General features: G+C 64.5%; 15 protein-coding genes. 2 read left to right on the forward strand and 13 right to left on the reverse strand.

The annotated features are described in order from the left end of the window. Positions 1-33 precede the first annotated feature (33 nt). The 7 genes from XH96_RS04830 to XH96_RS04860 all read right to left on the reverse strand — a co-directional run bounded on the left by XH96_RS04830 (position 34) and on the right by XH96_RS04860 (position 6,049). On the reverse strand, positions 34-207 hold the full coding sequence (locus tag XH96_RS04830) for a hypothetical protein (protein ID WP_194391295.1): 174 nt from the start codon (positions 205-207) through the stop codon (positions 34-36). Then, positions 204-1,580: an amidase gene (locus tag XH96_RS04835; RefSeq protein WP_246789960.1), complete on the reverse strand. Its 1,377-nt coding sequence runs from the start codon at positions 1,578-1,580 to the stop codon at positions 204-206. The genes XH96_RS04830 and XH96_RS04835 overlap by 4 nt, the downstream gene beginning before the upstream one ends. 55 nt (positions 1,581-1,635) lie before the next feature. Continuing rightward, positions 1,636-2,985 carry a TRAP transporter large permease subunit gene (locus XH96_RS04840; RefSeq protein ID WP_194391296.1) on the reverse strand — a complete coding sequence of 450 codons (1,350 nt, stop codon included), beginning with the start codon at positions 2,983-2,985 and terminating at the stop codon, positions 1,636-1,638. Next, the gene (locus tag XH96_RS04845) at positions 2,982-3,584 is read right to left on the reverse strand and encodes a TRAP transporter small permease subunit (protein ID WP_194391297.1); all 603 of its coding nucleotides are present in this window, start codon (positions 3,582-3,584) and stop codon (positions 2,982-2,984) included. The genes XH96_RS04840 and XH96_RS04845 overlap by 4 nt, the downstream gene beginning before the upstream one ends. Before the next feature lie 118 nt (positions 3,585-3,702). Then, positions 3,703-4,830: a TRAP transporter substrate-binding protein gene (locus XH96_RS04850; protein WP_194391298.1), complete on the reverse strand. Its 1,128-nt coding sequence runs from the start codon at positions 4,828-4,830 to the stop codon at positions 3,703-3,705. Between the two features lie 298 nt (positions 4,831-5,128). Continuing rightward, positions 5,129-5,794, reverse strand: a complete 666-nt coding sequence (locus XH96_RS04855) for a phosphoribosylanthranilate isomerase (RefSeq protein WP_194391299.1) — start codon at positions 5,792-5,794, stop codon at positions 5,129-5,131. A gap of 33 nt (positions 5,795-5,827) precedes the next feature. Continuing rightward, positions 5,828-6,049: a dodecin gene (locus XH96_RS04860; RefSeq protein WP_124161345.1), complete on the reverse strand. Its 222-nt coding sequence runs from the start codon at positions 6,047-6,049 to the stop codon at positions 5,828-5,830. A gap of 147 nt (positions 6,050-6,196) precedes the next feature. Here XH96_RS04860 and XH96_RS04865 point away from each other — a divergent pair, with 147 nt between their 5' ends. Further along, positions 6,197-7,078 (forward strand): DMT family transporter, encoded by an 882-nt coding sequence (locus XH96_RS04865; RefSeq protein ID WP_194391300.1) that lies wholly within the window; start codon positions 6,197-6,199, stop codon positions 7,076-7,078. Positions 7,079-7,095: 17 nt separating this feature from the next. On the opposite strand, the gene XH96_RS04870 is transcribed toward XH96_RS04865, so the two are convergent. The 6 genes from XH96_RS04870 to XH96_RS04895 all read right to left on the reverse strand — a co-directional run bounded on the left by XH96_RS04870 (position 7,096) and on the right by XH96_RS04895 (position 14,651). Continuing rightward, the gene (locus XH96_RS04870) at positions 7,096-7,653 is read right to left on the reverse strand and encodes an HNH endonuclease (RefSeq protein WP_028134115.1); all 558 of its coding nucleotides are present in this window, start codon (positions 7,651-7,653) and stop codon (positions 7,096-7,098) included. Positions 7,654-7,863: 210 nt separating this feature from the next. After that, a complete protein-coding gene (locus XH96_RS04875; protein ID WP_194391301.1) occupies positions 7,864-8,841 on the reverse strand; it encodes a peptidyl-alpha-hydroxyglycine alpha-amidating lyase family protein in 978 nt (325 codons plus the stop codon). A gap of 145 nt (positions 8,842-8,986) precedes the next feature. Beyond that, a complete protein-coding gene (locus XH96_RS04880; RefSeq protein WP_194391302.1) occupies positions 8,987-10,750 on the reverse strand; it encodes an NAD(P)/FAD-dependent oxidoreductase in 1,764 nt (587 codons plus the stop codon). Positions 10,751-10,910: 160 nt separating this feature from the next. Then, positions 10,911-12,437 carry an acyl-CoA synthetase gene (locus XH96_RS04885; protein ID WP_194391303.1) on the reverse strand — a complete coding sequence of 509 codons (1,527 nt, stop codon included), beginning with the start codon at positions 12,435-12,437 and terminating at the stop codon, positions 10,911-10,913. A gap of 23 nt (positions 12,438-12,460) precedes the next feature. Next, positions 12,461-13,645 carry an ABC transporter substrate-binding protein gene (locus XH96_RS04890; RefSeq protein ID WP_194391304.1) on the reverse strand — a complete coding sequence of 395 codons (1,185 nt, stop codon included), beginning with the start codon at positions 13,643-13,645 and terminating at the stop codon, positions 12,461-12,463. A gap of 31 nt (positions 13,646-13,676) precedes the next feature. After that, complete coding sequence (locus XH96_RS04895) at positions 13,677-14,651, reverse strand: nitronate monooxygenase family protein (RefSeq protein WP_194391305.1); 975 nt, start codon at positions 14,649-14,651, stop codon at positions 13,677-13,679. Between the two features lie 180 nt (positions 14,652-14,831). Here XH96_RS04895 and XH96_RS04900 point away from each other — a divergent pair, with 180 nt between their 5' ends. Next, positions 14,832-15,719, forward strand: coding sequence for a LysR family transcriptional regulator (locus XH96_RS04900; protein WP_194391306.1), 888 nt, complete (start codon positions 14,832-14,834; stop codon positions 15,717-15,719). The last annotated feature ends 18 nt before the right edge of the window (positions 15,720-15,737 follow it).

The raw sequence follows: 15,737 nt of genomic DNA on the forward strand, positions 1-15,737 counted from the left end.
GACATGCCATGCGAGGACGATTTGCGCCGGCGCTCAGCGAAGCGTGCCGTTCGTCGTCCGCAGTGAATGGACGAAGTCGACCACGGCCAGGATCACCACGCCAACCACAATGACGATGAGCGGGATGGCCTTGATCCAAACCACCAGGATTCCAAGAAATGCCATCATAAGCGCGAGGCCGATGAGTCCGGTGATCAGATTGGTCATCGCACTTTCCTTTTCTCCGCGCCGGGAGCCGAGCTCGACCCGGCGCTCGGGACGCTGCGCCGAGCGCTGCCACGAGTGCGCCCGATATTCCTGACGAGCCAGCGCGCCGTGCGCAAGAGGCGGGCATCGTTGCCGCGGCGGCCGACGAGCTGGACGCCCAGCGGAAGGCCGGCTTCGGAACGCATCAATGGCAGGCTGATGGCGGGTACGCCGAGATAGGTCCAGAGCGTGCAGAAAACCGGGTTGCCGGTTGTTTCAATGCCGGGCGCCGCACCCGGCGCCGCAGGCGTCAGCACGGCGTCGTACTCGTCGAAAATATGGTCCAGAGCCTGGTTGAGCGGGGAAATCCCGGCCAGAGCGCTGCAGTAGTCCACCGCAAGATGCGCGCGGCCGCGTTCGATCGCCTGGCGTAGAGGCGTGCTCAACTTGTCGCCGCCTCGCTGGTAGTCGCGCCGCAGATTGTGCGCCATATCAACTTCCATGATGATACGGTGCATATCGACGGCTCTATCGAAGCCAGGCCCAAGCTCGACCTCGCTGCAAGCCTCGCCCAAAGCCTCGACAAGCTCGGCAAAGGCCTCACGTGCCACTGGCTCGGCCTGATCCCAGACCGGAGAGCGCACGAAGGCAAATCGCGGCGGCAATGGCGGCTCGCTCGCCGCAACCGCAGAGAATGGCGGGCGCGCAACGGGCCGCGTGTCCAAATCCTCCCGGTCGAAGTCGACCATGACCTCGGCCAGCAGGGCCGCGTCCTCCACGCTGCGCCCGAACACGCCGACATGATCGAGTGTGCGCGACAATTCGAGCGCGCCGCTGCGCGGAATGAGGCCGTGCGAGGGCTTGAAACCGACCACGCCGCAGAAGGCGGCAGGACGGATCACCGAGCCGTTGGTCTGTGATCCGACAGCACCTGGCACCATCAGCGCCGCGACGGCCGCGGCGGAGCCCGAGGACGATCCGCCGGGCGTGTGATCTGGGTTGTGCGGATTTCGGGTCTTGCCCGGATTGTAGTACGCGTACTCGGTGGTCACCGTCTTGCCGAGGATCACGGCGCCGGCCGCGCGCAGACGCGCCACGACCGCCGCATCGCGCCGCGGCGTGCGTCCGGCCCACAGCTCTGATCCGAATTCCGTCGGCATGTCGCCGGTATCGAATATATCCTTGATGCCCACGGGCACGCCATGCAGCGGGCCTACGGCCTTGCCCTGCTTACGATGATCGTCAGCAGCCTCGGCCTGCCGCATCGCGTGGTCGCGATCGAGAAACGCCCATGCATGGATTTCGCGATCGACCTCGTCGATGCGCTTGAGGCAGTCGCCGACGAGCTCCGCCGAACTGAGCCGGCCGTCGCGGATGCCGGCCGCAGCTTCCATGAGGCCGAGCGTGTTGAGACTCATGCGCAGCCTTTCGGCGGTTTGCCAGGCGCGTTCATCGCGATCCATAGAGATAGGTGGGCAACCACAATGCGATCCCCGGGAAGATGTAGACCAGTGCCATGGTGAGGAAGACCAGACCGACAAAGGGAAGCGCGCCGGAGAAGATGTCGGTCAGCTTCACCTGAGGCGGCGCCACGCCCTTCAGATAGAAGGCCGCCATCGCGACCGGCGGCGTGTTGAACGCCGTCTGCGTGTTCAGTGCCACCAGGATTCCGAAGAAGATCGGATCGATGCCGTATTGGGGCAGCAGCGGCAGGAAGATCGGCACGAAGATGATGATGATCTCGGTCCATTCCAGCGGCCAGCCGAGCAGGAAGATGATCACCTGGGTCAACAGCAGGAACCCGATCGGCGACAGGTTCATCGCGGCGAAGAACTGCTCGACCACGGTCTGTCCGCCGAGGACGGCAAACACCGCCGAGAACGTCCACGACCCGATGAACAGGTAACAGACCATCGCGGTGGCACGCACGGTCAGATAGACCGATTCGCGCATCATCGTGAAGTTGAGCGAACGATAGGCGGCGGCCAGAACGATGCTCATGAGGGCGCCCACCGCGGCGGCCTCGGATGGCGTCGCCAGGCCGAAAAGGATCGCGCCGAGCACCGAAACGATCAGCAACGCCAGCGGCAGGAACGATGTGGCGAGCGCCCAGATGACCGTGCTGAGCGGCACGTTGGTCTGCTCGGGCGGCAGCTTCGGCGCCAGCGCTGGATTGATGATCGCGCGCGCCATCGCATAGAGGACGTAGAGGCCGGCCAACAGGAATCCCGGAAAGAAAGCGGCCGCATAAAGCTTGACCGCCGAAACGCCGGCGGTTGCCGCATAGACGATCAGCAGAATGCTCGGCGGAATCAGGATGCCGAGGCAGCCGCCGGCGCAGACGACGCCCGCCGACAGCTTGACGTCGTAACCGGCGCGCAGCATCGCCGGCAAGGCCAGCAGGCCCATCAGCGTGACAACCGCGCCGACGATGCCGGTCGCGGTCGCGAACATCGCGCAGGTGATCAGCGTTGCCACCGCCAGCGCGCCCGGCACGTTCTTCATCGACAATTGCAGCGAGTAGAACAGGCGGTCGAGAATGTTTGCGCGCTCGATCAGATAGCCCATGAACAGGAACAGCGGAACCGCAACCAGCACATCACTGGATGTGACCTCGAACGTCTTCTGTACCAGAAGCGTGAAGATGCGGTTCTGGAAGAAGTCCTGACCGGGGGTGTAGTAGGCGTAGTAGCCGAACGAGACGCCCATCGCCATCAGCGTGAACGCGATCGGGAAGCCGAGCATGATGATGAAGATGAAGAGGCCCAGCATCAGCATGCCGAGTTGAGGATCGGTCATGCGCCTGGTCCCTTCTCGCTCTGCGGCTCGGCCGCGTGCTGCTGATGTTCGCGGATGACGAGGCTCTCGGTCTCTTCCACGTCGTGCAAGCGTTGCGGCCATCGGCCGGTGCGGATGCACAGCACACAGCGAATGATCTCAGCGAATCCTTGCAGAAACAGAAGGAAACCGGTGAGAGGGATCAGCGCCTTCAGCGGAAACACCGGCACGCCGGCCGGACTGAAGATACTGACTTCGCGGAAGCGTACCGACATCTGGGCGTAGTTCCAGCCCGAATACATCAGCGCGGCGATCGCCGGCAGGAAGAACAGGATATACAGGACGAGGTCCATCGTCGCCTGGGTGCGCGGCGACCAGAGGCGGTAGACCACGTCGGCACGCACATGGCCGTTGCGCGAGAGCGTATACGCGCCGGCCATCAGGAACATCGCGCCATAGGTGATATAGCTGATGTCGAAAGCCCAGGTGGTCGGCGCACGCAGCACGTAGCGCACGAATACCTCGTAGCTGACACCCAGTGTGAGCACGAGAATCAGCCAGGCGAACGCCTTGCCGACCCACGTGCTGAGCTCATCGATGAAGAACAGGAATTTCGTCATGCGAGCCGAGCTCGCTGCGAGCAGACCATCCGGATGTCCCCCTCCCAACTCGTGGGCGGCGCTTCGATTGCGCCGCCCCCACGCGATTACGGCCCGACGCAGTGCGCCGCGCCGGCCGTCAGGCCTTGAGCACGCCCGGGAAGTGATGGTCGAAGGCGCCGCGGTAGTCCGTCGCGTTGTTCATGTTGTAGTAGACCACGCGGCGCACCCATTCCTTCTGCGAGTCCATCACCTTCTTCATGAACGGGTCGGAGCCGAGCTGGGCGATCAGACCGTCCCACGCCTTGATCTGCGCGTCGAACACCGACTTCGGTGTCCTCTGGACGTTGACCTTGTCCTTGTTGATCAGCTCCTGCAGGTCCTTCGAGTAATAGTCCATGGCCTTCCATTCGTTGGCGGAGGAAGCAGCTTCGGCGGCGTATTGCAGGATCGCCTGCTGTTCCTTCGGCAGCGAATTGAACTTCGTCCGGTTGAACATGATCTCGAAATATTCCGTCGCCTGATGATGACTGCCCATCATGTAGTTCTTGGCGACATCCTGCGCGCCGAAGCGCCGGTCCGAGGTCGGGTTGTTGAACTCGAACCCGTCGATCACGCCGCGTTCCATCGCGGGCACGATCTCGCCGCCGGGCAGCTGCGCGACGGATGCGCCCATCGCCTGGAAGAGATCGGCGGCCAGACCCACCGTGCGGTACTTCAAGCCCTTGAGATCGGCGTCGCTGGTGATCGGCTTCTTGAACCAGCCGAGCGGCTGCGTCGGCATCGGCATGGCGAAGAAGCTCTTGATGTTGACGTTCATGATCTTGGTCTGGAGCTCCTCGAACAGCTCCTTGCCGCCGCCGTTGTGGATCCAGCCAAGGCCTTCGTTGGCGTTGAAGCCGAACACCGGGCCCGTGCCGAACAGCGAGGCGGCCTTGTGCTTGCCGTACCAGTAGACGGTGACGGTGTGGGCCGCGTCGATCTGGCCGCCATGAACGCCGTCGAAGACCTGGAACGGATGCACGACCGAGCCGCCGACGAGATAGTCGATGCGCAGCCGTCCTCCGGCCATCTCGTTGACGCGCTTCACATAGTCTTCGGCCATCTCGTTGAAGACATCGGCCTTGCCCCACGAGCCCTGCATCTTCATGGTCACTGTCTGCGCCCGGCTGACTTGCGGCATGGCGATGGCAGCAGCGCCGGTCGCGCCTGCGGCCAGCAAGAATTTGCGACGAGTTGTTCTGGTCTTTTCAGACTTTGCAGTCATGGACGTCCTCCCTGGCGGCCTGTTTGTTCGAACGCGTTTCGGCGCGCTTCGTTTTTAACCGCTGGGGGCATGCCGCATTCCAGCGACTTTGATCACAGTTTGGACGCATTGTCGGCATCCGACAAGCCTCGCGATGTCGCATCTTGGATGTTGGCGAGCTTTCGGCTTGCAGCAGCCGCATAAGGCAGTCGCGTCTCGCAGCGCAGCAAATATGCAGACGTCCTCTCAGACCTCGGAAAGCTGCGTGCACGGCCGAAGAGAAACTGTCAGCGCGGCAGCGGACGGAAGGGTAGGCCGGCTAATTGTCGCCGGCGGCTCGTGCGGCTTCATGGAATAGCCGCACGCGCGCCAGATCCTTGGCGTGCGTGCCTTCCTTGTCTGTCCTTGTCTTCGAATCTACGCCGGCCGGCCCGACCACGCGGATGGCCTGTGCGACGTTGTCAGGACCCAAGCCTCCGGCCAGGATGATGGGGATGCCGACCAGCTCGACGATCCGGCGGCTGATGCTCCAGTCGTGCGGCACGCCGATCGCACCGATCTGCCTGTCGGAGGGGCGATGACTGTCCAGCAGAAGATAGTCCGCAATGTGCTCATAGCTCCGGGCGATCTCGACGCTCTCCTCGCCATAAACCGGCACGCTCCGCATGATCAGACTATCGGGCAGCGCGGCCTTGATCATGGCGACCTCTGCGGGCTCGAGCAGTTCGGGTGCGGCTCCGAGATGAACGATCGCAGGCTTCAACATCCTTGCCCATTCGACGATCAACGCCGCTCGCGCCGTGAGAAACAGAGCCGAAAATCTTGCCGGCGTCACGATCGTAGCGGCGATGTCCGCCGCCAGAGCAAGCGGCAGCTCGCGCGGAAATTCGCCGTCGCCGACCAGGATACCGACGTGATCAATTCCGATCTCCGAGACGGCGCGCGCTTCGTCCGGGCTGGAAATTTCGTAGATCTGGGTCAGCATGGTGAAGTGTCGGCCGCAACGGCGAAGATGAAATCACTCTTCCAGCGTGAATCCGACACGCAAGGTCACCTGATAGTGCCGAACCGCGCCATTCTCGATGTGGCCGCGAGTCTGCACCACCTCGAACCACTTCATCTCGCGAATGGTCTTCGACGCGCGGCTGATCGCGTTCTTGATCGCGTCCTCGATCGAGGTCTCGGACGATCCGACCAGGTCCAGGATCTTGTAGACATGATCTTTCTCGGCTGCAGGCATGATGGCCTCCCTGGTTGCGCTGCGGCACGCGTCGACGCGTGGGCTCCCATTTGAACGAGCGCCAGGCGGTCCGGTTCCGTCCTGCGCGATGGCCCGCATGCACCAGCCGAGGTAGAGTGGCCGGCGTCCGCCTGCTAAGCGCTATCCATGGATTCGGCGCGGCGCGACAGAACAATCGGCTCTCTTTGCCTCTGCGTGACGGCGTTCGGCTGGGCGTTGAACTGGCCGCTCATGAAGCTGTTGCTCCAGCAATGGCCGCCCCTGTTCGCACGTGGCCTTGCCGGGATCTGCGCCTCCCTCATTCTCGGCACCCTCGCGCTGAGCCGGAAGGAATCGTTCGCCGTGCCGCGCGAGGCGATCCCGCGGCTGCTGTTTGCGACCTTCACCAATGTCTTTGCCTGGATGGGTCTCGGCACGGTCGCCATGAAATATGTCACCGTGAGCGAGGGCGCTCTGCTCGCCTATACGATGCCGATCTGGGCGATGCTGTTTGCCTGGCCGGTGCTGCACACGCGGCCGGCCGCAAGGGATATTTTCGGGCTGGCCCTTGGCGTTGCCGGCGTCACGCTGCTTCTGAGCGGCAACGGCTTTGCGTTCGGCGCCGACAAGCTGCTCGGCATCGTGCTGGCGCTGCTCTGTGCCATCCTGTTCGCGCTCGGCAACGTGCTCAACCGCAAGCCGCTGCCGATGCCGCCGCTGGTCGTCGTCGCCTGGCAGGTCGGTCTCGGCTGCGCCGCGATGCTGATCCTCGGTGGCCTGTTCGAGCGTCCTGATATCACTGCGATTACCCCGCTGGGGCTCGGCTGCTTCGTCTATATGACGCTGGTGCCGATGGGCATCTGCTACGTCACCTGGTTCGAGACGCTGCGCCGTCTGCCACCGACCACGGCCTCGACCGGCATGCTGATCGTTCCCGTGATCGGCGTGGTCTCCGCCGCCATCATCCTGGGCGAGCCGCTGGGCCTGCGTGAATGGACGGCGATGGCGCTCACGCTCGGCGGCGTGACGCTCGCCTTGCAGCGGGGATAAGGCGCGGAGGCTCGCCCCTACGGATCCAGCTCCGTATCCCAGTACAGATAGTCGAGCCAGCTGTCGTGCAGGTAGTTCGGCGGAAAGAGACGGCCGTTGCGGTGCAGCTGGTGCACGGTGGGTGCGAACGCGTTCTGGCGCGGAAACATCTTTGCCTGCGCCGGGGTGAGATTGCCCTTGCGCAGGTTACACGGCGAGCACGCCGCGACCACGTTCTCCCAGGTGGTCTGGCCGCCTTTGCTGCGCGGGATGATGTGATCGAAAGTGAGGTCTTCGGGCGAGCCGCAATATTGGCAGGCGAAACGATCGCGCAGGAAGACGTTGAACCGGGTGAAGGCGGGGTGGGTGGTCGGCTTGACGAAGGATTTGAGCGAGACGACGCTCGGCAGCTGCATCTGCAGGGTGGGACTGTGGACCGCCTGATCGTAGTGAGCGACGATATTGACGCGGTCGAGGAACACCGCCTTGATCGCGTCCTGCCACGACCACAACGACAGTGGGTAGTAACTCAGCGGCCGGAAGTCCGCATTCAGCACCAACACCGGCCAACTGCCTTGCGAGACATGTGCGTTCAAGTAACGCTCCCGGCCTCCAATATACGCTGCGAAGCAGCATGTGTTGACATACTACATGCAGCGTGACGGGATTGTGAAGCCCGTTGAGCGACTTATTCAGGCGCAAGCAATGCGGCGGCGGGGTGGCAAAAGCGCTCAAAATGCCGCGATCCCGCCGCGGGCCTCGCGGCGGCGCGGAACCCCTTTCGCGGGGTGGCCTTGCCGTAGCAGCTACTCCCGTACCCGCTCCAGTTTCTGCAAGCAGCGGCTCGCGCGCACGACGGGCGGCATCTCCTCGTCCGGAAAGCTCGTCTCCCAGTTGGTGACGCCGACCTCGCCGACATAGATATCGCCCTTCGAGTCCAGCGCGACGCCGTGCGGCGCCAGGAATTTGCCGCTGGCAACACCCGGACCCTCCTCGCCGCCGAGCCGCGCGATGCAATTTCCCCTGGCGTCGACGATCGACAGCCGCGGGCCGAGATTGGGCACATTGCGGTTGATGGCCAGGCCGGGGCCGAGCTCGCCGATGACGAAGGTCGGGTTCTTGGGCCCGCCGCAGCAGCACAGCGCACAAGGGCGGTGCAGGTTGTTCCACTGCGCCTCATACTTGCCCTCGCCGTTGAACACCTGCACGCGGTGGTTCTCGCGGTCGGCGACATAGACCCAGCCGTCGGCATCGGTGGCGATATTGTGCACGATGTTGAACTGGCCGGGATCGGTGCCCGGCTCGCCCCAGCTTTTGATCAGCTTGCCGTCGGGGGTGAATTTGTGCACGCGCGCATTGCCGTAGCCGTCGGAGACGTAGATCTCGCCCTTCGGCGACAGCGCGGTGTGGGTGCAGCGGTGGAATGGCTCGCCGCTCATGAACGGCGCCGGCTTTGCGGGGATGCCGATCGTCAGCAGCACCTTGCCGTCGGTGGTGCATTTGCGCACCGTGTGGTCGCCGTCATCGGTGCAATAAAGGTTGTCGTCGGCATCGATGTGCAGGCCATGCGCACGGGAGAACAGTCCTTCGCCCCAGCTGCGCAGGAAATTGCCGTCGCGGTCCAGCACCACCATCGGATGGGCGCCGCGGTTGAAGACGTAGACGCGATCCTTGCGGTCGACCGCGACCGAGGCGACGTCGGTGAGCTGCCAGCCCTCCGGCAATTTCGCGAAGTTTTCGACGACGCGGTAGCGATGCTCGCCGCTGCCGAGAATGGCTGGCATTTGTGATCTCCCTCAATTTGGCCGTCGGCGCGACGCCCTCTCCACGCTGTCATTGCGAGCGCAGCGAAGCAATCCAGAATCTGTCCGCGGATATAGTCTGGATTGCTTCGCTGCGCTCGCAATGACGATGGCGTTCAAGCCGAGCTCACCTGCCGCCCAAAATCCCTTCCTCGACCGCCTTGATCTGCAGCGCGAGATATTTCGAGTTGATCCGGCATTGCGCCAGGCTGCCGGCGATGAACCAGAGGCCGGGCTGCTTCGTGCGCGCATACATGTTGCGCAGCTCGAAACCCTCGCCAAAACCCCAGATCGGGCCGACGCGGTCGGCGACGCCGTCGCCGAACAGCTTTCGCACTAGATATTCCTGCGGCTTGTAGCCGGTCGAGAGCACGATGAGGTCGGCCGCAATGGTCGAGCCGTCCTTCATCCGCGCGCCCCCTGAAACGAAGCGTTCGATGTCGGAAAACTGCCTGAGGCTGATCTTGCCCTCGACGATCAGGTTCGAGCAGCCGACGTTGAAATAATAGCCGCCGCCGCGGGTGAGGTATTTGAACTGCCAGCCAGTGCCGGCCTCGCCGAAGTCGAGCTTGAAGCCGACGCGGGTAAGGCCATCGAGCAGCTCCTTGTCGAGGTCCCTGGATTGCTCGGTCAGCATCACATGCGTCTTCCTGGCGAGCGGCGTCGGCATCGAGGCCGCAATCAGATCATTGTCCTCGAGCGTGCCTTCATTGTAGGTCGCGTATGCGAGCTGCGCCGACGGCTCGATATTGGTGACCAGCGTCGGCGAGCGCTGCACCAGCGTCACCTCGGCACCGCTGGAATGAAGATCCTGTGCGATGTCGTGACCGCTGTTGCCGGTGCCGATGACGATGGCGCGCTTGCCTGTCCAGTTCTCGCCGTCCTCGTAGCGGCTGGAATGCACCAGCGCGCCCTTGAAATTGTCGAGGGTCGGGATATCGGGCACATTGGCGATGCCGCTGACGCCGGTCGCCATCACCACGTGACGAGGATGCATGGTGCGCTTGCTGCCGTCGGAGCGGCGCAGCGTCACGGTCCAGTGGCCGCTGGCCTCGTCATAGGCGCCGCCTTCGAACTCGGTGCCGGTCCAGAAGTTCAGCTCCATGGCATCGACATAGGCTTCGAACCAGTTGGCGAGCTTGTCCTTTGGAATATAGGTCGGCCAGCTCGGCGGGAAGGGCATGTAGGGCAGGTGATTGACCTGCACCTGATTGTGCAGCGTCAGCGCGTGGTAACGCTTGCGCCAGTTGTCTCCGATCCGCGCCTCGCGATCGACGATCAGCGTGTCGACCTTCAATTGCTTCAGCCGCGCCGCGATCGCGAGCCCGGCCTGGCCGCCGCCGACCACCAGCACGGCTGGATCGCGGTCGGCATAGTCGCGCGAGGCATTGCGCAGGTCGAGCCAGTTCGGCCCGCGAAAGTCGCGTGAATAGGCCTGGCCGCGCGGGCGCGCGGCGCCGAGCTGTTCCTCGAAGCCCTTGAGCTCATCGAGCGCGGTCAGCAGCGTCCATGCCTTCAACCGGTCGCCGTCGGTGCTGTCAGGTACGAGCCGCAGGATGCCGCTGCCGCGGCCGAGCCCGGTTTCGAAATCGAAGATGGCTTCGATGGTGTTGGTACCGGCGCGCGTCACCCAGCGCGGCGGCGCGCGGTTGGGCGCGATCCTGAAATGAGACGGAGCGGCTTTGGGCGCGAGCGCCGTCAGCTGCTGCACGACTGTGTCGCTGCCAGCGATTGTTTGCAGGTTCCAGCTCAGCGCCAGCACATCGCGCCAATAACCGTCGACGAGGAAGAGGCGGTTCAGGGTGGCGCTATCAGGCTTGCCCAGGGCGCGCTCGAATTCATCGAGCCAGGCCTGTGCGGAGACGGAAATATCCTTGGTCTTGTCCAGCATGCGCGACCTCATGGCCGTCTTTGCGGCGTTTCCTCTGAGGCTGACGCTATACGGTTTCGCGGACCGCCAAAAGCGGGCGACCCGAGCGAGGCAGGCATGCGGCCCTGCTCGGACGGAATATGCCGGGCGATGCTTCAAGCCCGGATTCGGTGGGGGCCGGCTAAGCCCCGCCCGGCCCTCGGTCCGCCCAATAGGGATCGCGCAGCTTGCGCTTGAAGATCTTCCCGGTCGCCTCGCGGGGCAGCGCATCCAGGAACTGGATTTCCTTCGGCACCTTGAAATTGGCCAATCGCTCGCGCAGAAAAGCCTGGACCGCGGCGGCTGAGAGCTCTTCGGCCAAATCGGGCTCGATGCAGGCGCACAGCCGCTCGCCATATTCCGCGTCCGGGATGCCGAACACGGCGCAATCGCGGACGCCGGGCATGGTGATCAGCACGTTCTCGATCTCGGCAGGATAGATGTTGACGCCGCCCGAGATCACCATGTCGCGCTTGCGGTCGCACAGGAATAGATAGCCTTCCTCGTCGAGATAGCCGACGTCGCCGACGCTGACGAGACCGTCGCGCCCCGCCTCGGCGCGCGCCTGCGCCTTGCCGTGGTAGTCGAAATCGGGCACCGCGCTCTGGCGCATGTAGATCTCGCCGATCTCATTGGCGCCGCAGAGGCTGCCGTCCTCGCGGAAGATCTTGACGATGCCGCCTTCGATGGCGCGGCCGACCGTGCCGGGCTTCTTCAGGGCCTCCTCGGCCGAGTGCCACACCGGGATGCCGGTCTCGGTCGAGCCGAAATATTCGTTGATGACCGGTCCCCACCACTCGATCATGGCCCGCTTCACCTCGGGCGGGCAGGGCGCCGCGCCGTGCACGACGAAGCGCAGCGACGACAGGTCGTAACGCTGCCTGACGGCCTCGGGCAGGCGGAGCAGGCGCACGAACATGGTCGGCACCATGTGGATGTGCGTCACACGGTGGCGTTCGATCAGCGCCAAGAGCTCCTCGGCGTCGAACCGCGCCTGGAGCACGATGGTGCAGCCGTTGCGGAAAGCCATCATGCCGTAGGAATGCGGTGCCGAGTGATACATCGGCCCGTTGATCAGCACGATTTGGTCCTCGCGCGGCTTGATGCCATAGGCGATCGCGCCGACGCGCTCGGAGGCGGCGGCCTGCTCGGGCCGCATCGGCATGCGCCGCACGCCCTTCGGCATGCCCGTGGTCCCCGAGGTGTAGATCATCGCTGCGGCCCGGCGCGGCGGCTCCTGCATTTCCGGATGGCCGTCGCGCAAGCGGTCCCAATCGATCGATCCCGCCGTGACCTTGGTCAGCTCGGGGGGAATTGCGAATGTCGCCGCGAGCTCGGGCGGGGTTGCGACGACGAGCAGGCGGATATCCTCGGGAATGCCCCCGCGGATCTGCGGCAGCAGGTCGGCGTGGCAGACCAGGATCCTGGCGCCGCTGTCGGCCAGGATGTAACGGACCTCCTCGGCCTTGAGGTGCCAGTTGATCGGCACCACCGGGCTGCCCAGTGCGGCCGAGGCCGCAACCACCTCGAACAGGGCGAAGTCGTTGCGCAGCATCATCGCGACCGGCGCGCCTTCGGCAACGCCGAGGGTGCGCAGGCCGCTCGCGGCGCGTTTGATGCGCGCCTGGATCTCGTCATAGCCGATCCGGCGTTCGCCGCTGATGATCATGGTCCGTCCCTGTTGCACTGAAGTCAGCGATCGTCGAGCACGTCGCCGAAGCCCACCCAGCTCTTGCCGTTGAAGCGCCGGAGCTGAAGCTGCTGGAACGGCAGATAGTCGTCTGGCCCGGTCGAAACGGTGATGCCCGGCAGCAGCAGCGGCAGCTTCACCTCCTTCAGCGAGGCGGCCTGGCGCATGATGTTTTCGCGGCTGAAATCACCCTTGCACGCCTTCAGCACGGTCATGAGCAGCGTCGCGTAGTGGTAGCCGGCCCCGTAGTTGGAGTTGGAGAGGTCCGCGTTCGGCATGTATTGCTTCATGAAGGCGAAGTACTCCTTCACGCCGGGATCGCTGGCCCATTGCGGGTCCATCGTGTCCTTCTGATTGCTCGACGAGATCAGGCCGACGGCGTTGTCGAGCCCCGCCGGCTCCAGGAACGAGATCGACGAGGCCGAGGTCGGCACGAAGAACAGCTCGGGTTTCCAGCCGATCTCGGCGACGCCCTTGATCATCTGCGAGGTGAACTTTCCGAGCACGACGCCGAACAGCACGTCGGCACCCGATGCCTTCAGGGTCGAGAGCTGCGAGCTGATCGTCGGTGCGCTGGTCTCGTAGGTCTGCTCGGCGATGATCATGCTCGCGGCCTTGTCGCCGAGGGCGCGCTTGAAGCCGGCGACATAATCGCGGCCGAAATCGTCGTTCTGGGACAGGATGGCGATCTTCGCGCCGGGCTTGGTGCGCAGCACGTGCTTGGCATAGACCACGCCTTCGGATTCATAGGCGGCCATGCCGGGCATGGTCCACGGATATTTCTGCGGCTCGGCCCATTTCGTCGCGCCGGAGAGCACGAACAGCTGCGGCACCTTCTTGCCATTGAGATAGCGCTGCACGGCGCTGTTGGTGGCCGTGCCGAGCGAGCCGAACATCATCAGAACCTCGTCCTGCTCGACCAGCTTGCGGGTCTGCTCCACCGTCTTCGGCGGCGAATAGGCATCGTCCAGCGTGATGAACTTGACCTTGCGGCCGTTGATGCCGCCCTCGGCGTTGATCTTCTCGAAGAAGGCTTCCTGCGTCCGCCCGATCGCGCCGAAGCCGGATGCCGGCCCACTATAGGGCAGGGTCTGTCCGATGCGGATCTCGTCGCTGCCTTCGCCATGGGCGCTGCCGCCGGCGAGCGCCAGCAGGGACAGGCCGATCAGTGTGGCTGCCAGCTTCATTGCATCCTCCCTTTTTTGCCAGTTCGAGACGTCAGGCGCTGACGCGCATCAGGAAATCCTGCCGGGCCTGATCGAATTCACCCTTCATCCGATCGACGAGCTCCGCGACGGGGGGGACATCGGTGATCTGGCCGATGCCCTGGCCCGATCCCCAGATGTCGCGCCAGGCCTTCGATTTCATGTTGCCGCCGGAGCCGAAATTCATCTTCGATTTGTCGGCGGCCGGCAGGTTGTCCGGGTCCAGTCCGGCGGCAGCGATCGAAGGGCCGAGATAGTTGCCATGCACGCCGGTGAACAGGTTGGTGTAGACGATGTCGTGCGCGGCGTGCTGCGTCAGTGCCGACTTGTAGGCTGCGTCGGCATTGGCTTCCTGCGTCGCGATGAAGCGCGTGCCCATATAGGCGAGGTCGGCGCCCAGCGTCAGCGCGGAGGCGATGCCGAAGCCGTCGCTGATAGCCCCCGACAGCAGGATCGCGCCGTCGAACCATTGCTTGACCTCGCGCACCAGCGCGAAGGGCGACAGCGTGCCGGCGTGTCCCCCCGCACCGGCGCAGACCAGGATCAGGCCGTCGACGCCCTGCTCGGCGGCCTTGCGCGCGTGCTTGACGTTGATGACGTCGTGGAACACCAGCCCGCCATAGGAGTGCGCGGCCTCGACGATCTCCGCCGGTGGCCGCAGCGAGGTGATGATGATGGGCGCCTTGTGCTTTACGCAGGTCTCCATGTCCTTCATCAGCCGGTCGTTGGAGGCATGGCAGATCTGGTTGACGGCGTAGGGCGCAACCTTCTTGCCGGGATTGCGCGATTTGTATTCGCCGAGCTCGTCCTCGATGCGGCTCAGCCACTCGTCGAGCTTCTCGACCGGGCGGGCATTGAGCGCGGGAAAGGAGCCGACAACGCCTGCCTTGCACTGGGCGATCACCAGCTCCGGTCCGGAAACGATGAAGAGAGGCGAGCCGACCACGGGCAGCTCGAGTGCATCCTTCAAGAGAGTGGGCAGCGCCATCATGTCCTCCTGAAACGCGGCCCCCGCCGGCGGGCGGATGACGAGGCGTTTCCCTGTTGATTGTCGCGCGGGCGGATGGCCGCCCGCGTTTGCGGATTTGATCCCACTATAAGGTTGGACGGCGCGCTCCGGCCGTTCAATAATGAACGGATCGTCATTCAGATGTGAACAGGGCGTCCGATGGACTGGGACCTTTGCAAGACCTTCGTCGCGGTGGCCGATACCGGCAGCTTCACCGCCGCCGCCCGCCGGCTGCACACCAGCCATCCCACCGTCAGCCGCAAGATCGCGGCGCTGGAAGCCCAGCTCGGCACCCGATTGGTGGCGCGCGCCGCCGACGGCCTGGCGCTGACCGCGGATGGACGGACGTTGCGCGAGCACGCCGAGGCAATGGCGGCCGCGGCGCTACGGGCCGAGACCGCGGTCGCGGCGGGAGGACACAAGGCGCGGGGCATCGTCAAGCTGTCGATCGGCGCGACGTTGGCCTCGCATTGGCTGATGCCGCGCCTGCCCGCCTTCCTGCGTGCGCACGATCATATCCAGCTTGAGATCATCACCCATCCGTTTCCGGCGAGCGTGCGCCGTCGCGAGGCGGACGTGGTGCTGCGGCCCTTCGACAGCGGTGAGGAAAACCTGGTCGGCCGCAAGATCGGCCGTCTCGGCACGGGATTCTATGCCTCGCGCGATTATGCCGCCGGGCGGTCCTTGCCCGAACGGCGTGGCGAGTGGAAGGAGCACAGCGTCATCGGCTTCGCCGACCAGACGTCCAATGCGCAGCTCGCGCGCTGGAGCGACGTCGTCACGCGGCAGGCGAGGGTGGTGATGCGCTGCTCGTCCCAGGGAGACATGCTGGCGGCGGTCCGCGCCGGGATCGGAATCTCCGCTCTCTCGTGCTTCGTCGCCGAAGCCTATTCCGATCTCGTTCGTGTCGCCCCGCACAAGCTCGCCAGCGTCGCGGATCTATGGCTGCTGGCCCATCCCGACCTCGTCGAGCTTCCGGCGGTGCGCGCCGTGGTAGACTTCGTCGCCGAATGCGCCCGGGCCGACCGCGCGAGGCTGCGCGGTTAGGGTCTCGTGCCCCGGACG

The sequence above is a fragment of the Bradyrhizobium sp. CCBAU 51765 genome (assembly GCF_015291725.1).
Classification (GTDB): domain Bacteria; phylum Pseudomonadota; class Alphaproteobacteria; order Rhizobiales; family Xanthobacteraceae; genus Bradyrhizobium; species Bradyrhizobium liaoningense.

What these genes read in the sequence shown, in the direction of transcription:
- XH96_RS04835 (WP_246789960.1), bottom strand. Translation starts at nt 1,580, where the DNA reads ATGGAAGCTGCGGCCGGCATCCGCGACGGCCGGCTCAGTTCGGCGGAG.
- XH96_RS04885 (WP_194391303.1), bottom strand. Translation starts at nt 12,437, where the DNA reads ATGATCATCAGCGGCGAACGCCGGATCGGCTATGACGAGATCCAGGCG.
- XH96_RS04860 (WP_124161345.1), bottom strand. Translation starts at nt 6,049, where the DNA reads ATGCCTGCAGCCGAGAAAGATCATGTCTACAAGATCCTGGACCTGGTC.
- XH96_RS04865 (WP_194391300.1), top strand. Translation starts at nt 6,197, where the DNA reads ATGGATTCGGCGCGGCGCGACAGAACAATCGGCTCTCTTTGCCTCTGC.
- XH96_RS04900 (WP_194391306.1), top strand. Translation starts at nt 14,832, where the DNA reads ATGGACTGGGACCTTTGCAAGACCTTCGTCGCGGTGGCCGATACCGGC.
- XH96_RS04850 (WP_194391298.1), bottom strand. Translation starts at nt 4,830, where the DNA reads ATGACTGCAAAGTCTGAAAAGACCAGAACAACTCGTCGCAAATTCTTG.
- XH96_RS04880 (WP_194391302.1), bottom strand. Translation starts at nt 10,750, where the DNA reads ATGCTGGACAAGACCAAGGATATTTCCGTCTCCGCACAGGCCTGGCTC.
- XH96_RS04845 (WP_194391297.1), bottom strand. Translation starts at nt 3,584, where the DNA reads ATGACGAAATTCCTGTTCTTCATCGATGAGCTCAGCACGTGGGTCGGC.
- XH96_RS04890 (WP_194391304.1), bottom strand. Translation starts at nt 13,645, where the DNA reads ATGAAGCTGGCAGCCACACTGATCGGCCTGTCCCTGCTGGCGCTCGCC.
- XH96_RS04830 (WP_194391295.1), bottom strand. Translation starts at nt 207, where the DNA reads ATGACCAATCTGATCACCGGACTCATCGGCCTCGCGCTTATGATGGCA.
- XH96_RS04875 (WP_194391301.1), bottom strand. Translation starts at nt 8,841, where the DNA reads ATGCCAGCCATTCTCGGCAGCGGCGAGCATCGCTACCGCGTCGTCGAA.
- XH96_RS04895 (WP_194391305.1), bottom strand. Translation starts at nt 14,651, where the DNA reads ATGGCGCTGCCCACTCTCTTGAAGGATGCACTCGAGCTGCCCGTGGTC.
- XH96_RS04855 (WP_194391299.1), bottom strand. Translation starts at nt 5,794, where the DNA reads ATGCTGACCCAGATCTACGAAATTTCCAGCCCGGACGAAGCGCGCGCC.
- XH96_RS04840 (WP_194391296.1), bottom strand. Translation starts at nt 2,985, where the DNA reads ATGACCGATCCTCAACTCGGCATGCTGATGCTGGGCCTCTTCATCTTC.